10 protein-coding genes are annotated in these 16,617 nt (G+C 63.6%); 2 read left to right on the plus strand and 8 right to left on the minus strand.

From position 1 onward, the window contains the following. Positions 1-601: 601 nt before the first annotated feature. The 5 genes from RLO07_RS00005 to RLO07_RS00025 form a co-directional block, all read right to left on the minus strand. Positions 602-2,224 (minus strand): tRNA-dihydrouridine synthase, encoded by a 1,623-nt coding sequence (locus RLO07_RS00005; RefSeq protein ID WP_462290073.1) that lies wholly within the window; start codon positions 2,222-2,224, stop codon positions 602-604. 263 nt (positions 2,225-2,487) lie between these two features. Further along, positions 2,488-3,984, minus strand: a complete 1,497-nt coding sequence (locus RLO07_RS00010; RefSeq protein WP_462290074.1) for a protein adenylyltransferase SelO — start codon at positions 3,982-3,984, stop codon at positions 2,488-2,490. 19 nt (positions 3,985-4,003) lie between these two features. Further along, entirely contained in the window at positions 4,004-5,512 is a 1,509-nt protein-coding gene (locus RLO07_RS00015) for an MDR family MFS transporter (RefSeq protein ID WP_462290075.1), read from the minus strand. Beyond that, complete coding sequence (locus RLO07_RS00020; RefSeq protein ID WP_462290076.1) at positions 5,509-6,573, minus strand: HlyD family secretion protein; 1,065 nt, start codon at positions 6,571-6,573, stop codon at positions 5,509-5,511. The genes RLO07_RS00015 and RLO07_RS00020 overlap by 4 nt, the downstream gene beginning before the upstream one ends. Before the next feature lie 7 nt (positions 6,574-6,580). Beyond that, on the minus strand, positions 6,581-7,024 hold the full coding sequence (locus tag RLO07_RS00025) for a MarR family winged helix-turn-helix transcriptional regulator (protein ID WP_462290077.1): 444 nt from the start codon (positions 7,022-7,024) through the stop codon (positions 6,581-6,583). A gap of 151 nt (positions 7,025-7,175) precedes the next feature. Here RLO07_RS00025 and RLO07_RS00030 point away from each other — a divergent pair, with 151 nt between their 5' ends. Next, positions 7,176-9,050, plus strand: coding sequence for an N-acyl-D-amino-acid deacylase family protein (locus RLO07_RS00030; RefSeq protein ID WP_462290078.1), 1,875 nt, complete (start codon positions 7,176-7,178; stop codon positions 9,048-9,050). A gap of 126 nt (positions 9,051-9,176) precedes the next feature. On the opposite strand, the gene RLO07_RS00035 is transcribed toward RLO07_RS00030, so the two are convergent. The 3 genes from RLO07_RS00035 to RLO07_RS00045 all read right to left on the minus strand — a co-directional run bounded on the left by RLO07_RS00035 (position 9,177) and on the right by RLO07_RS00045 (position 15,029). Beyond that, a complete protein-coding gene (locus RLO07_RS00035) occupies positions 9,177-10,394 on the minus strand; it encodes a D-2-hydroxyacid dehydrogenase (protein ID WP_462290079.1) in 1,218 nt (405 codons plus the stop codon). Beyond that, the gene (locus tag RLO07_RS00040) at positions 10,384-12,255 is read right to left on the minus strand and encodes an AsmA family protein (RefSeq protein WP_462290080.1); all 1,872 of its coding nucleotides are present in this window, start codon (positions 12,253-12,255) and stop codon (positions 10,384-10,386) included. The genes RLO07_RS00035 and RLO07_RS00040 overlap by 11 nt, the downstream gene beginning before the upstream one ends. Positions 12,256-12,353: 98 nt before the next feature. Further along, positions 12,354-15,029, minus strand: coding sequence for a TonB-dependent receptor (locus RLO07_RS00045; protein WP_462290081.1), 2,676 nt, complete (start codon positions 15,027-15,029; stop codon positions 12,354-12,356). Between the two features lie 211 nt (positions 15,030-15,240). On the opposite strand from RLO07_RS00045, the gene ppnN reads away from it, so the two are divergent. Beyond that, complete coding sequence (gene ppnN / locus RLO07_RS00050) at positions 15,241-16,593, plus strand: nucleotide 5'-monophosphate nucleosidase PpnN (RefSeq protein WP_462290082.1); 1,353 nt, start codon at positions 15,241-15,243, stop codon at positions 16,591-16,593. Positions 16,594-16,617: the final 24 nt, after the last annotated feature.

Below are 16,617 nucleotides of genomic sequence, written 5' to 3' on the forward strand. Positions count from 1 at the left end.
CCTAGTGGGCTGCGCGGCTAATTCGGTAACGTTCAGAGCGCCTGTGCCGGCGCGAATCAAGGCGTGGCTTGCCGGCAAGGGTGGCTCCCTTACCAAGAGGCACAACGCTGAGTCGCGCCGGCTGAATGTTACCGAATTAGCCGCGCAGCCCACTAGAGTAAGCGTTCGCGGTTGAGCATCTTCATGCGAAACTCTAGCGTCAAGTCGGCATCCCGAGTACGTTCGGCGCCGGTTCGGCGTTCGATCCTGGAAATCTGTTGCACGTCTTCGGCTTACACTCCACGGCGCCGGATTTTCGTCGCAGCCGGTTCGGCCCTGGTTCGGTAGTCGCACATCGCTGCCCTGCCCAGCGAAAGAGCGCTCACAATTCCTGGGTGTTGGTTGCCGTTTAAAACTGGCCCCCCGCCTTCGCTGGTACCATTAATTTGAGCTGGAGAGCGGTACTTCCGCAAACGATCTCGGGGATTACGAGATTTGGTGCGCAGTTGTGGAGTTACACTGTGGTATCGACTGACCTCAGTGCACGATGACAGCAACGACCGGTTCTATCAATTCGATGCGAGCCGTAACACGCGCCTGCTGATAGATCAGGCGGGTTTGTTCAGCCCCCTGCCGACAAAAACGGCCCGTCGACGCAACCTCTGCGCCCGTCCGGCGCTGCACAGGCCCCGCAGATACCGACGCCGCACTTGGTCAGGTAGTCGATGGCACTGTGGATCTGGTGTTCGCCGCAGAACTCGCGCTGCACTGCCTCGGCGGCGTGCACCATGGGCTCAGGGCCGCAGTTGTAGAACACCAGCTTTGCCCGCTCCTCCTTGCTCATCTCCTGCAGCCGCTGCCGCAGCAGCTCGGTGACCTGGCCGTGGAAGCCGGCGCTGCCGTCGTCGGTGGCGACGTGCAGGGTGGCAATCTTTGCGCACTCCTCGAGGAAGTACAGCCGGTCCTGGCTGCGGGCGCCGGCAAAGATCTCGGCGTTGCCGAAATCTCGCGCGATCTGGTATACCGCCGCGAGCCCGGTACCGCCGGCTACCGCCATGATGCGGGCCTCCTCGGGGGGGCTGACCGGGACGCCGTGAGGGCCGCGCACATAGGCCTCGGTGCCCACCGGCAGGTCCATCAGGGTGTGGGTGAACAGACCCAGGTCGATCACCACCAGCGAGAAGGGGTCGTCGGTGAGGGCGGAGAAGGGCTTCTCGCCGACCCCGGGAACCCAGAGGAAAATGAACTCACCGGCCTGGACATTGATCTTGCGGTCGAAAGTGAGGATGGCGATGTCCTCGCAGATCCGCTCGGTGTGGACCAGGGTGACCGGGCGAAACTGCATGTCGATGTCGTAGCGGACCAGGCTCTCGGCGCGGTTGCTTTCGCGCTCGAGATCCCGTTGCAGGGCCTGGAAGTACTCGGCCATATCTTCGGTGGTCATGCCCACCAGCGCCGAGCCCACTCCCACTACCGTGGCGCCCGCATCCAGGAACGCGCGCACATCCTCGGCGCTGCTGGCGCCGCCGCAGCCGATCACCGGCAGCCCCGTCGCCGCGACGACTTCCCGCACACACTTGAGGCCGATGGGCAGCACGCCCTTGCCCGACATCCCGCCGGAGCCATTGCTCAGCACTGCGTGGCCGTGGGAAGAGGTGTAGCCCGGCCCCACGGTGTTGATGGCGCACAGCCCATCGGCGCCACCGGCCTTCGCCGCCTCGGCGATCTCGGCAATATTCGGCGTGTTCGGCGTCAGTTTGGGAATCACCGGGATGTCCACCACCGCCTTCACTGCCGCGGTAATCTCCCGCACCATGTCCGGGTCCTGGCCCATCGCCATGCCGTAGCCCTTGGCGTGAGGGCAGGACAGGTTCAGCTCCAGCCCGTCGGCCACTGGCGCCAGCAGCTTCGCCACCTCCACAAACTCCTCCAGACTGCCGCCAAATATGGACACCAGCAGGAACCGGTCTTCCGGTACCCGCAGCTTGCCCAGCAGCGCTACAGACTCCTGCGCTCCCGGATTGGTCAGCCCCACCGCGTTCACAAAGCAGCCGGGCGCGTACTGGCTCAGCACCGGCTCCCGGTTCCCCAGCCGCGGCTGCAGGCCGATGCTCTTGGTCGTCACCACCCCCACCTCCGGCATGTGGTCGAATACATACTGGATGATCGAGGTGGCAGTCGTGACAATCCCGGAGGGAATCGTGAACGGGCCGGACAGGGTCTTGCCGAAAAATTCAGTGTTCAAGGCGGTGGCTCGGGGCTGGGTGGTTGGAGCGCGCAATTATACTGGCTTGACCCAACCGAGTCGAAACCTCCTCTGGAAGGAGCGATGAATCTGAATCCGGCGCCGCCCGCTGCACGCCCCCCGGGACACGCTGCAAGTCCATCCATGGACGCTCTTCCTCGACACACCCGATAACGCGGGGTGGGCTCTCCCTGTCTCGGACGGTCCCGGGGGGCGCGCACCGGTCAGCGCCTCATCGCGAGATTCTGGCTGCCCAGACTCGATCAGGTTCCGCAGAAGGTCTGGTACACCTGCTGTTCCGGCCCGGGCGGCAAGGCGAAGCTTCGGTCTTCGGAACTCCAGGTCCAGGGATCCGCCAGTCGGTCGACCAGGGCGTGGAAGGGTGCGAAGTCGCCCTCATCCGTAGCCGCGGCGATGGCGGCCTCCACCAGGTGGTTGCGCGGGATGAAGACCGGATTGGCGCGGTACATCCCCTCTTGTCGTTCCTGCGAATCGACGGGCTCGGCTGCGAGGCGATCCCTCCAACGCGCCAGCCAGGGGTCGAAGCTCTGCGGCAGGGGATAGAGTTCGCCGCAGTCCTGGTCGCCGGCGGTGTCGGGGCTGGCCAGATCCGCGAGGCGGCGGAAGGTCAGGGTGAAGTCGGTGGCTTCGCTGGCCATCAGGCTGTAGAGGTCCTCGATCAGAGCGGCGTCTTCGGGGCGGTCTTCGACCAGCTTCAGCCCCAGCTTGGCCTTGAGGCCAGCGGTGTGGGCTTCGAGGAACTGGTCGCCGTATGTGTCCACCGCGCCCTGGGCCAGGGCCACGGCCTGCTCGCTGTCCTCGTGCAGTACCGGGACCAGCGCCTGGGCCAGGCAGGCCAGGTTCCAGTGGGCGATGCCGGGCTGGTTGCGGTAGGCGTAGCGGCCGCCGTGGTCGATGGAGCTGAACACGGTATCCGGGTTGAAGGCGTCCATGAAGGCGCAGGGGCCGTAGTCGATGGTCTCGCCGGAGAGCAGCATGTTGTCGGTGTTCATCACCCCGTGGATGAAGCCCAGCAACTGCCAGCGGGATACGAGGCTGGCCTGGGCGCGGATTGCCGATTCGAGCAGGGCGAGGCCGGGGTTCGCGGCATCGGCCAGCTCCGGGTAGTGGCGTTCCAGGGTGTAGCGCACCAGGATCTCCAGGGCCTCCCGATCCTTGCGCGCGGCAAAGAATTCGAAGCTGCCGATGCGGATATGGCTGGCGGCCACCCGGGCCAGGACTGCGCCGGGTAGTGAACGCTCACGATACACGGGCTCGCCCGTGCTGACTGCAGCCAGGGCGCGGGTGCTGGGTACGCCCAGGGCCGCCATGGCCTCGCTGACGATATATTCGCGCAGTACCGGCCCCAGCGGTGAGCGGCCATCGCCACCCCGGGACCAGGACGTGCGGCCGGCGCCCTTGAGCTGCAGGTCCATGCGCCTGCCGTCGGTTCCCTGCAGCTCACCCAGCAGGATCGCGCGGCCATCCCCGAGCTGTGGGTTGAAGCTGCCGAACTGGTGGCCGGCGTAGGCAGCTGCCAGCGGGCGCGAGCCCGGCGTGATGGTATTGCCGGCAAGCCAGGCGGTGCCTGCCTCGGAGGCTAGCCAGTCAGCATCCAGGCCCAGGTACTCCGCCAGCGCTCGATTGACGCGTATTGGCGTCGGTGCGGCGACCGGGGTGGGTGTCAGGGCCTGGTAGAAACGCTCGGGCAGGTCGGCAAAGCTGTGTTCGAAGGTGGGAGGTGTGCCGGTGCTGGTCATGGGCGGGACTCTCTCCGGGTCAGGTCTCGGCGGCGGCAACGCGGGGCTGACGAATGTGTTTGGGGACGCGCAGCAGCAGGACCATCGGGATCGCGGCGAGGTTCACCCACATCAACAGGTGGAAGTCGTTGACGTAGGCTATTTCCGCAGCTTGCCGGGCCACGGTGGCAATGACCTCGCCGGGGAGCGCGACCACCATGCCGGGGTCGTGTAACCCACCCGGCAACCCCGACTTCGGTGTCAACCGTGCGGCCAGTTCCTGCTGGTTGATCCACATATTGCGGGTCAATAATGCCATGATCATGGATACACCGATACTGCTGCCCAGGTTCCGCGACAGGCTGAAGATTGCTGCACCCTCATCGCGTAACGCCGGTGCCAGTGTTGCGTAGGCCAGTGTTGTACTGGGGATAAATACCAGGCCCAGCCCAAGCCCCTGAGCGAAGCCGGTAATGGCCAGCGTCCTCTGGCTCACTTCCATGGTGAAGCTGGCCATCTCTCCCAGGGTCATGCTCGCCACACCCATCCCAATGATGATCAGCAGCCGCGGATCAATCCATTTCATAAGTCGCGCTACAACCATCATCCCGAGCATGGTGCCGACGCCGCGGGGCATCAACACCAGGCCGGTGGTCACCGCCGGGTAGCCCTTCCAGTTTTGCAGGAAAGGTGGCAGCAGGGCCATTGTCGCCAGCAGCACTATGCCCACGAGGAAGATAAACAACACACCGGTGACGTAGTTGCGGTCACGGAACAGCGCGGGTGACACAAAGCGCTGGTCACTGGTCAGGTTGTGCACCGCAAACAGATACACCCCGAGGCCGATCATGACCGCGTACACCTTGATTTCCAGTGCTTCGAACCAGAGCACATGGGCACCGCGATCAAGCATTAACTGCAGCGCCCCAACGGATACGGCAAGCAGCCCGAAACCGAGCAGATCAAAGCGCTTTTCTATTGCGGCGGTTCGGGGCACAAAGCGGTAAATACCAATGAGCGAGGCGATCCCCAGTGGCACGTTGATGTAGAACACATAGCGCCAGGAGTAGGTGTCTGTCAGCCAGCCGCCCAGCGTGGGGCCGAGGATGGGGCCGATCATGATGCCCATGCCCCAGATGCTCATCGCCGAGGCATGTTTCTCCTTCGGGAAGGTGTCCAGCAGGATCGATTGTGAAAGTGGTGCCAGAGAGGCCCCGAAAGCCCCCTGCAGAATACGCCACATGACCATTTCATTCAGGCTGGTCGCCTGCCCGCAGAGCATGGAGGTGAGGGTGAAGCCGGCCACTGACCACAACAACACGGAGCGTCGCCCGAAGCGCTGTGCCATATACCCCACCGGCAGGGTCATGATCGCTGCGGTGACGATATAGGAAGTAAGAATCCAGATAACCTGGTCGCTACTCGCCCCCAGGCTGCCCTGCATATGGGGCAGGGCCACGTTGGCGATGGTGGTATCCACCACCTGGATGATGGTGGCCGGCATGACGCTGGCGGCCACCAGCCACGGTGCTACTGTGCGCGGGCTCACAGCGGGTTGGCAGCCACCTGACGGGCAGCGGGAGCCGCTGCCTGCGCGTTCGCCATCGGTTCCTCGGGCCGCGTTTCGATGCGTACTTCGGCACTCATGCCGGCGCGCATTACGGCATTTTCCGGCAGGCTTTCCAGGCGCAGGCGGACCGGAATGCGTTGCACGACCTTGACCCAGTTGCCGCTGGCGTTCTGCGCGGGAATCATGGCGAACTCCGAGCCACTGGCCGGGCTCAGCGTTTCCACCCGTGCGCGCAATACCTGGCCGGGATAGGCGTCGATGGTCACTTCCGCCGTTTGCCCCGGGCGCACGTGCGTCAGTTGTGTTTCTTTCAGGTTCGCTTCGATCCAGATGTCGTTGGTTGCCATCAATGTCACCACTGCGAAACCTGCCACGGTCATCTCGCCCAGCTGCGGCACTTCATTGGCCACGGTCCCTGCGACGGGTGCGGAGATTCGGGTGCGCGATAATTGATAACGCGCGCGGTCCAGCTGGGCCTGCGCCACCTGGATATCGGCCTGAGCTGCCAGCGGCAGTTCGGGGTCGCCACCCAGCGCTGCGCGCAGGCCCGCGAGCTTCTGGCGATTGATGGCTATCTGGGCCTGGGAGTGCGCCAGGCGTTGCCGTGACTCATCCAGGTCCGCCTCGGATATGGCAGAGGACCCCATGCGCTGATTGCGCAACAGCTGGCGCTCGTAGTAGGCCGCGTCTTCCTCTGCCTGGCGAATCTCGGCCTCCACTTCGGCGTATTCCGCCCGCCGCGTCATGATCTGGTTCTGCACCTGGGCCAGGTGGGCCTCGGCCTCGTCGACAGCGAGCTGGAATGGCTGGTCTTCCAGCTGCACCAGCAGCTGGCCTGCCTCGACGGGCTGGTTAGGTTGCACGAGCACGGATTTAACGATGGCATTGACTTCACTGGACAGGGCCAGCTTGTTGGCCTTGACGTAGGCGTTCTCGGTGCTGATGCTGCCCTGGCCGCCGAGCGTGAACCAGGCGACCGCCAGGCCGGCCACGACCAGGCCCGCGCCCATCAGCAGACGTCTTTGCAGCAGCTGTGACATGGTGCGTTTACTCCTCCCGAACCAGATTCAGGCGAACCCGTTCCAATAGTGATTTCAATTGCACGATCTCGTCGTGGTCGAGACCGGCCAGGGCCTCGGCGCGTGTCAATTCGGCAAGCCCGCGCAATGTAGCCAGGGCCGGTTGCGCCGCATCGGTCAGGTAAATACGAAAGCAGCGCCGGTCCTGGTCGTCTCGCCGCCGCTCGATCAGCCCTTCCTGCTCGAGGATATCGAGCTGGCGTGTGAGGCTGATGGGCGCCACATCCAGCCGTTCGGCCAGCTCCGCCTGCTTTGCCCCCTGTTCGCGCGAGAGTGACCACAGGACCTGCCATTTGGAGCGGGTGAGGCCGTGGGCCCGGGCGCGACGGTCGTAGTTGCGCCGCAGCAGGCGCGCCGCGGTGTGCAGTTCAAAACTGAGCTGGCTGGCAGCTTCCTCTTTTGCGCGGCTCACACTGTACCCCACTTTTATAGATGTCCTCATTATAAGCAAGCTTATATTTAGTGCAAGCGGACAAATGCTTTACTGTGGCGGTCGTGGATGGCAGATTAGCGGGTCTGGGCAATTACTATCGGCCATTAGCCTGCATTCACATGGAGCCACAATGAGCACAAGCAGCTGGGATACCCTGATCACCGACGCCCTGGTCTTCGATGGCAGCGGCGAGCCGCCGCAAACCCTGGATATTGCCATCAGGGATGGCCGCATCGCCGCCCGGGGCAACGCCCTGCCGCGAGGCGAGGCGTCCCGCGTCATCGACGGGGCAGGGCAGTGGCTGATGCCCGGCCTGCTGGATATTCACACCCATCTCGACCTGGAAGTGGATCTGGACCCGCGCCTGCCGGAGGTGGTGCGCCATGGCACCACCACGGTGCTGGTGGGCAATTGCAGCCTCGGTACCTGCTTCGGCCAGCAGCTGGAGGGTGAACAGAATCCGATCGTGGACTGCTTCACCCGGGTAGAGAACATTCCCAAGAAAGTGTTGAGCAAGTGCGTGGAAACCATCACCTGGGACAATACCGGTGACTACATGGACCACTTCGACAAGCTGCCGCTGGGCCCCAATATTGGTGCCTTTGTGCCCCATTCCATGCTGCGGGTGGAGGTGATGGGCCTGCAAGACAGCATTAGCCGCGATCCCACCGAAACTGAACTGCGGGAGATGGAAAGACTGTTGGAGCAGGCCATGACCCAGGGCTACCTGGGGATGAGTACTGACGGGCTGCCGTTCCACTACCTCGCCAACGCGCCCCATACCGACCAGCGCATTCCGACCCAGTTCGCCAGTTTCGGCGAGCTCAAGCGCCTGCTGGGCGTGGTCCGCCGTCACGACCGGGTCTGGCAGACGACGCCCATCATCGAGAACCGGATCAAGGGTCTGCTGTATTTCTTCCTCAGCAGCGGCCGCCTGTTCGGCGGTCGCCCGCTGAAAACCTCCGCGCTGTCGGTGATGAAGTTCGTGCTGGCGCCCAAGGCCTCCAACGCTTTCCTGGGTGTTGCCGGGCTGGTCAACAGCGCCCTGCTCAGGGGACGCATACATTTCCAGGCCCTGGGCACCAATTTCCGCATCTGGGCCGATGGCATCGTCAGCCCGATTTTCGAGGAGCTGGACTCTACCTGCAAGCTGATCGCCAGGGAGTATGACGATGTCGAGGGGCGCCGTGCGCTGCTCAATGACCCTGCCTTTGTCGAAGAGTTTCGCCGCGACTGGTTTCACGGTCGCAAGGGGCGCAACCTGGCCACGTTCAAGGCCAGAATGGGGCTGCCGGACAAGGTGGTTATCCGCGACCCGGAGTTGATGATTTTTGATGGGGCACCGGTGTCCGAGTGGGATGGTGAATCCATGCAGCAGGTATTTGAGCGCCTGCAGCGGTTCCAGCGCGGCCAGTCAGGGGAGGCCCGTTCAGAGGCTGAGCGCGAGGCGCTTGCCGCCTTCCCCAACCCGACCGCGGACGACGCCGACTTCATGTTGCACCTGCTGCGCGAGTACGACAAATCCTTCCGCTGGTATGTCGACGTCGGCAACACGGACAAGGAGGCAACCCTGGGCTACCTGCTGCACCGTAACGCGCTGCCGGGATTCAATGATTCCGGTGCCCACATCACCAACATGGCCTTTTTTGATGCCAACCTGATGTCGCTGAAACTGGCACAGGCGGAGGGTATGGAGACCGTCGCCAGGATGGTCAAGCGCCTGACGCGGGACCCGGCCGAATTCTTTGGCCTTGATGTGGGGAGTCTCGAGATCGGCGCCCAGGCGGACATCACCCTGGTTGACCCGGAGGTGCTGAAGGGCTGGGATAGCAACGAGCACCGGGCCTTCATTCACCGTGAGCTGTTCGATCACAAGCAGATGGTCAACCGTTCCGACGGCGTGGTAACCCAGGTGCTGATCAACGGCGAACCGGTCTGGCAGCGGGGCGAGTTTACCGAGGTGCTGGGCAGCCGGAGCCTGGGCCGGGCCCTGCGCGCGGCCTGACGGTAGGAGCGCACTCCGTGCGCGATCGATCCCCCATCGCCCGCGGAGCGGACTCCTACAGAAACCGGTGGGTTCCCCATCGCCCGCGGAGCGGACTCCTACAGAAACCGGTGGGTTCCCACAGGTCTAGTAGCCGGCCTGGAGGTCCACCAGGTTGAGCAGGGGTTCGCCACTGACATAGCGGCGCAGGTTCTCGGTCGCGATCAGGGCGGTGCGCTGCAGGCTGTCACCCCCGGCGGCCGCTACGTGGGGAGTGATGATCACGTTGGGCAGCCGCCACAGCGGGCTGTCCTCCGGCAGTGGTTCCGGGTCGGTGACATCCAGGCCGGCCCCGTACAGATGCCCGCTTTCAAGGGCCGCCACCAGGGCGCTGGTGTCCGTGGTCTGGCCGCGCCCGACATTGATGTAGATCGCGCCCGGCTTGATCCGCGCGAACAGCTCCGCATCGAACAGGCCGGCGGTCTGCTCCGTCAGGGGCAGCGCATTGACTACCACATCCGCCTCGCTCGCCAGTGTGCCCAGTTCATCCGCCAGTCCCACGTAGGCCACAAAGTCCGGCCCTTCGCGGGAAGAGTTGCGGGTGGCGGTCACCCGCATGCCGAGGCCGTGGGCCCGGCGCGCCACTTCGGTACCGATGCCACCGAGTCCCGCGACCAGCATGGTCTTGCCGGCCAGTTCACCAAAACCCAGCTCTGCCGACAGCTCCCGGCGCCACTGGCGCTCGGCCTGGGCCGCGCTGTAGGCGGGCAGGCCCCGGCTGATTGCCAGCAACATGGCGATGCCGTGTTCGGCAATTGTTGGCCCGGACAGGCGCTGGTTGTTGGTGAAGATCCGGTCCGCTTGCAGGGCATCGCTGGCGCCGCTGCAGCGATCCATGCCGACGGTGTAGCTATGGATCCACAGCAGACCGGAATCGGCGTTGGCTAGCATGTCGGTGGTGCAGAAACCGATATAGGCATCGGCCCCGGCCAGGGTGTCTTGCGTGGGTACAAAGGCTCCCGAATCGTCCACCACCAGGGTCACCTCTCCCGCCGTAGCTTGCAGCTGCTTGAGGTAGCTGTCGTTGCCGGCCATGCCGCGTGGCAGTGATACGACCACCCGCGCCGGTTTCCACCGGGGATGGCTGCTGACCGCGGTGGGCGCGACCTCCAGGTTGAGGCTTTCGATCAGCTGTCGGGCAGCGTCAGGTCGGGCCGCGTCAGGTCGGGCAGCGTCAGGTCGGGCCGCGTCAGGTCGGGCCGCGTCAGGTCGGGCCGCGTCCGCCCCCGGCGGCAGGCTGATTGCTTGCAGCAGCGACAGGGACAGTATCCCTGCGCAAATGCCCGAGTACGCCTTAATCTTCACGGGTTGCATCCCCCTCCGGCTTGTTCCGCTGCAACAGGCGCTGCAGGAAGCGCCCCCCTTCCTCGCGGGCCATGCTCTCGAGTTCCCTGCGGGCGAGGTCGGCGACAATCTTCTCGCTGTCCACCCGGCACCAGTCGCCGGGTTCTCCACCCAGCTGGCCGCGGCAATTGACGGGCCAGTCGATTGCGACCAGGCGCTCGTTGACCCGGCAGGCTGAATCCAGCTCCCCCAGAGTCGGTGCCAGGCGGGCCCGGAAACGGGCGTCGAACTCGTTGCTGAGCAGGTCCAGCCTGCCCTCGCCACGCAGCCCGACGTGATCGAGGCTCGCCTGCAGCGGATCCAGCCTGGCCTCGCCGCCGGCCAGCTGGATGCGGGCACTGGCGCTGCCAAAGCTGCTGCGCGCGGGGAGTTCGGTCTGTAGTGGTTCCTGGTTGACCTGTGCGATTACCTGGCAGAGCATGCGCTCGATCCCAACCTGTTCCAGGGCAAGATCCTCGGTGTCGAGCCGGATCTCTCCCTGCAGCGCGGCAACCAGCGCATTGCGACTGTTGCCGCGACTGTCGAGTTGCCAGGTGGCATTGGCCCTGCCGGACAGGACCGGATCCGCCTCCAGCGCGGCCAGGAGAACGCTGGTGTCGAGCCCTTTCAGCTCCCCCCGGGTGTTCAGGGTGGGGGTGCTGAGGCGTGCGTTCAGGGTCGCGGTGGCGTCGAGCTCGCCGCCATGGATGACACCATTGATGGTGTCAAATGTTGCTACACCCTCCACCACACGCAGCCGCAGGTGCAGGTTGTCTACCGCATGAGCGCCGACGACCGCGCGTTCGACCCGCAGGTCAGCGCGGGTATCAGCGAGCCGCAGTGCGTCCAGGGGCAGGGGGGCATCGCCGTCGGCGCTGTCTGTGTCGGCACTGGTGGCCGCCTCGGGGCCTGCCAGCAGCAGTAGCGCGGGGTCCAGCAGATTCATCCGCAACACTGCATCAATTTGCGGGCTTTCCGTGGCGGCATAGTGCACGGTGCCGCTGCCCCGGGTGGCGCCGCTAGCCAGTTCCACCTCCAGCTCCGCGAGGCGCTGGTCCAGCCTGAGATTGCCGCTGGCCCGGAGGGTCACCGGCTCCGGCGTGGCTCCACTGAGCTCGGCTTCCAGCTCCTGCAGCTCGAGAAGCTGGGAATCGGCGTTGGCAGTAAACAGGGTGGCGAGGTCCAGGCTCAGTTCCTGTTCGCCCGCCATCCGCAGCTGCAGTGTCAGAGAAGCGGGATTGCCCTCCAGGTTGAGATCGGTACCCCTGAGCAGCGGCAGCTCTAGCACCACGGGATCGACGCCGGCGGGCTGTAGCAGGATGATGCGCGTATCGGTAAGCCGCAGGCTGGCGACGTTCAGGGCGAGGGGCGCCACCAGGACGGCACCGGCGCCGCTCTCCGCAGCTTGACTCAGGGCTTTCCGGCGGGTCGCATAGAAGTCTTCCAGCTGCGCATCGGAGAGGTTGGCGAGAGCGGCCGCGGGAGCATCGTCCGGCGCGGGCAGGGTGAGTACCAGCCCGTCCAGTTCCAGGCCCTTGATGACGACTTCCCGCGACAGCAGGGGCCGCAGAAACACCTCAATCGACAGCTCTCGGACGCTGATCTCCGGCTGTCCCTCGCCGGGAAGCTGCAGCTCGGTATCTACCAGGCGCAGTGCCAGGCGCGGGAACAGGCTCAGACCGGCATCGCCGTGGACGGTCACGCGTGCACCGCTGCGCATTTCCAGCTCCGTGGTGGCGATGCTGACCAGCTTTTCCTCGTCGACAAGCAGAGGCAGCAATAGCAGGGCGGCAATCGCCAGCAATAGCGGGATGCCGAGCAGATAGAGCAGGATTCTGGGCATGGGGGCCTCTCATCACGGTGGCTGAGGTCCCGATGTTAGCAGAGTTGCAGGAAAAACGGCCCGGGACAGGTTCCGGGCCGAAAGGGGCGAGCGGCGGGTCAGAAGTTGTACCCTATCGCAAGGCCGTAGGTCCGGGGCTCGATCGAGAACACGTTGGTGTACATGCCCGAGGAGGGGTCGGTGACGTACATGGCGACCAGGTGGTCGTCGTCGGCAATGTTCTTGATGTAGGCCCTCGCGTACCAGCGGTTGTCTGCCGAGGTATAGGTCGCCTGGGCATTCCAGATATCCCAGGAGTCTATGCGGTCGATTTCCCGGTTGAACAGGCGTGCATACATTTCGTCCTGCCAGTAGTAGTCGACCCTCAGCGAAAGCTCGCTGCTATCCTGCAGGGCAAAGGTGTACTCTGCCCCCAGGCTCACGGTCCATTCCGGCGAGTTCTGCAGCTGGTTGCCGTCCAGGTCCTGGCTGATGCCATCGGTGATCGGCAGTCCGGCATCCGCCAGCGCGCTGCAGCTGGTGAAAGGAGAGCCGGCGACAGCGGTGAAGACATCCGGTGGCAACAGCGCCACGCAGTTGGAGGCGTTGGAGAGATCCTTCAGCAGGGTGACATCGCTGCGCCCCGCGGTGGGGTCGCGGGTGTCCACGCTCTCGAAGCCCTTCACCTCGGTGTTCAGGTAGGCGATGTTGGCATTCACCAGCCAGTTGGCCGTGGGCGCAAACACGAACTCGGCTTCGCCACCCCAGATGCCGGCATCCGTATTTTCGTTGAACGAGGTGCGATTGACGATCTTGGACACCTGCATGTCGGTATAGTCGTAGTAGAAGGCGCTGAAGTTGGCCTGCAGGGTGTTGTTCAGCAGGGTGTTCTTTACGCCGATCTCTATCGCGTCCACGAACTCGGGTTCAAAGTTCGGCTCCTGGCTGGGGAACTGGACCGGGTCGAAGGGCGGGTTGAAGCCGCCGCCCTTGTAGCCGCGGGAGTAGGACGCGTAAGCCAGCGTATCGGCGGATACCGACCAGTCCAGCACGATGCGCCCGGTGGTCTCTTTCCAGTCGTTCTTTTCCCGGCGGGTGGCCGTGGGAATGGGCAGGTCGGCGCCAAAGGGTTGCAACACCGGGAGGCCGGTCACCGGATCATTGTTGAACAGGATCTGGCGGTCCTCAATCGTCTTTTCATCAATGGTATAGCGGGCACCAATGGTCAACTTCAGGGTGTCGGTGAGCTCATAATAGACCTCGCCAAACAGGGCCTGGGAGTTGATGTTGTAGTCGCCGGTCTCGTTGTTGAAGTTGGGACCCACCCAGCCCAGGCCATCAAGGCCCAGGGCTGCACCCGGGAACACCGCGCCGAAGTAATCCAGGCCGCTCGCGAATACCCAGTACTGGTTGTCCAGATCCACATCCATCCAGAAGCCGCCTACCAGGAAGTTGAAGGGGCCATCAAAGTCAGACTGCAGGCGCAGTTCGGCGGACAGCTGCTCCGAGGACTGGTTGGACTGGTCGTAGGACTCAAGGCCCACGCTGTAGGAATCGATGTGGCCGCCGATGATGCCGGTGGATTCGGGCGAGGGCGCCGAAATCGGGAACAGGCCATCGGCGTATAATGTGTTCGCAGCCGTGGGTGCGACGAAGGGCAGGAACGGCGACACGGCTCGCGGTCCATCCACTGTCCACTGGTAATCCATCTGCGACAGCACCTCGGTTTCCTGATAGCCGCCGACAAAGGTCAGGGTATATTCGCCGAGCTCCTGGGCGATGGTCAGGGTCGCCAGCTTTTCATCGGCCTCGTAGATCGGGTCGCGTTCGGAGATGACCTTGCGCAGATCCCTGGGTACGGCGCCGCGCTCGTTGGACCCGAACGAGAACACGCCCAGGGGCCCCAGCACCGCATCCGAGGCCAGGATGTTGGCGAGCTGGGAGGACGGATTGGGTACATCAAAATCCAGTTTGTCCGGCAGGCAGCCGAGAACCCCGCTGGGATCATTGTGACACATGGTCTTCTGGCTGCGGGTGCGGGTGCTGTCCTCGTCAAACCAGGACAGCATCAGGTCCACCTGGGTGGTGTCGGTCGGCAGCCAGCGGAATGAAGCGCGTGCAGAGACCTGGTCGCGACCATCGACATCGGTGCCGGTAAACAGATTCTCGGTGTACCCGTCGCGATCCAGCCAGATGCCGGCGAAACGCATGGCGAAGCTGTCATTCACCGGGATATTGATCGCGCCGGTAATCTTCTTGTGGTCGTAATTGCCATACTGGCCTTCGACACTGGCTTCGAAACCGTCGGTGCTGGCGCCGCGGGTGATCATGTTGGCGGCGCCGCCGGTGGAGTTGCGGCCATACAGTGTTCCCTGCGGCCCGCGCAGAATCAGGATTTGCTCGACATCGTAGTATTCAGTTTCGAACAGGCGTGGCGATATCAGCGGCACCTCGTTGACATGAACGCCGACACCGCTGTCGGCGGAGGCGGCAACGAGGTTGGTGCCTACGCCGCGGATCTGGAAGTTGTTGCCGGTGAAGTTGCCCTTGTTGTAGGACACGTTGGGCGCGGTAAAGCGCATGTCGGCAAAGCCGTTGATCTGTTTGTCGCGGAGCGCGGATTCGTTAAACGCGGTGATCGCGATGGGTACGTCCTGCACGGACTCCGCGCGTTTCTGTGCGGTTACGATTACCTCTTCGAGTTGGGCCTGGGCCAGTGTCCCGGAGAAGCTGGCGGTTGCGGCGATAATGGCGATGCAAAGGGGGCGTGCCCTGTAGTCTGTGATAGTGTTCATACAGCTCCTTGTATAATTATCTTTCTTATAGAAGTCTTTTGCATGTCAATCTCGTGACTAATCAATCGTAGTAAAATTCTCGACCACGTTGCAACCGCCTGGTCGGAGCGGGCCAGGACACCGAGGAGAAAAATGAAGATTACCTTGCAACAATTGCACAACAGCGTTGGCCAGTCCCGGGACTGGGGCGATTTTCAGGAGGGCAACTGAGGTGGAAAAGCTGCCCCGCGCCATCGTCAATCCGATCAATTCCCTGAACCTGTTGTCGCGGGCGGAAATCGAGGACTTCACCACCACCCGCGGCGAGCTGTTTGACCTCTATCGCCGCTGTGCCCTGGCGATCCTGAACACCGACAGCAACAAGGATGATGCCGCGGAAATCTACGAGGATTTTTCGGATTTCGACCTGCGCCTGGTGCCCCAGCCGCGCGGTCTGCGGCTGGAATTGTTCAATGCTCCGGCCCAGGCCTTTGTCGATGGGCGCATGATCCGCGGCATCCAGGAGCACCTGTTCTCTGCCCTGCGCGATATTGTCTACACCGATATCAAGCTCGGCGGGGATATCCCGCGTTCCGAGGCGGAAGCGACCAACCTGGTGTTCCGGATACTGCGCAATGCCGATGTGGTGCGTCCGGATGTGCCGCCGCGCATGGTAGTGTGCTGGGGCGGTCACGCGATTCCGCGGGAGGAGTACGACTATGCCAAGGATGTAGGCTATGCACTGGGCCTGCGCGGCCTGGATATTGTCACCGGCTGCGGTATCGGCGCCATGAAGGGGCCTATGAAGGGCGCGGCGGTGGGTCACGCCAAGCAGCAGATCAAGAACGGCCGCTATATCGGCATCAGCGAGCCCGGCATCATCGCCTCCGAGTCTCCCAATGCGATTGTCAACGAACTGGTGATCATGCCCGACATCGAGAAGCGGCTGGAGGCATTCGTGCGCCTGGCCCACGCCATTGTGGTGTTTCCCGGTGGCGTCGGTACGGTGGAGGAGGTGCTGTACCTGCTGGCCATCCTGATGCATCCGGACAATGCCGAGAGCCTGCCACTGGTATTTGCCGGTCCCGCCGACTGTGAGGAGTATTTCGCGGAACTGGAGCGCTTCCTGACAGGCTGCCTGGGCGAGGAAGTGAAAGGTTATTATCAGATAATACTCGGCGACCCGCACCAGGTCGGCCGCAGCGTGCGCAAGGCGGTACAGGAACAGCATTCCCGGCGGCGCAAGTCGCAGCAGGCCTATTACTTCAACTGGGAGCTTGCCATTGCCGGTGAACTGCAGCAGCCTTTCGTTCCCACCCATGCCAACATGGCAGCGTTGGAACTGCGCGCAGAGCTGCCGCGACACCAGTTGGCCAGCCAGCTGCGACGCACCTTCTCTGGCCTGGTCGCGGGCAACGTCAAGGCATTTGGAATTGAGCAGGTGCGTCGCCACGGTCCCTATCAGCTGCACGGCGAGCCGCGCCTGCTCCAGCACATGGACCGGCTGCTGCGCCTGCTGGTAAAGCAGCAACGCATGAAGCTGGGAGAGGGCGAGCACGATTACCAGCCCTGTTACCGAATCTGAAAACCACTACCGTCATCAGGCTGG

The sequence above is a fragment of the Haliea sp. genome (assembly GCF_040221975.1).
Classification (GTDB): Bacteria; Pseudomonadota; Gammaproteobacteria; order Pseudomonadales; family Halieaceae; genus Haliea.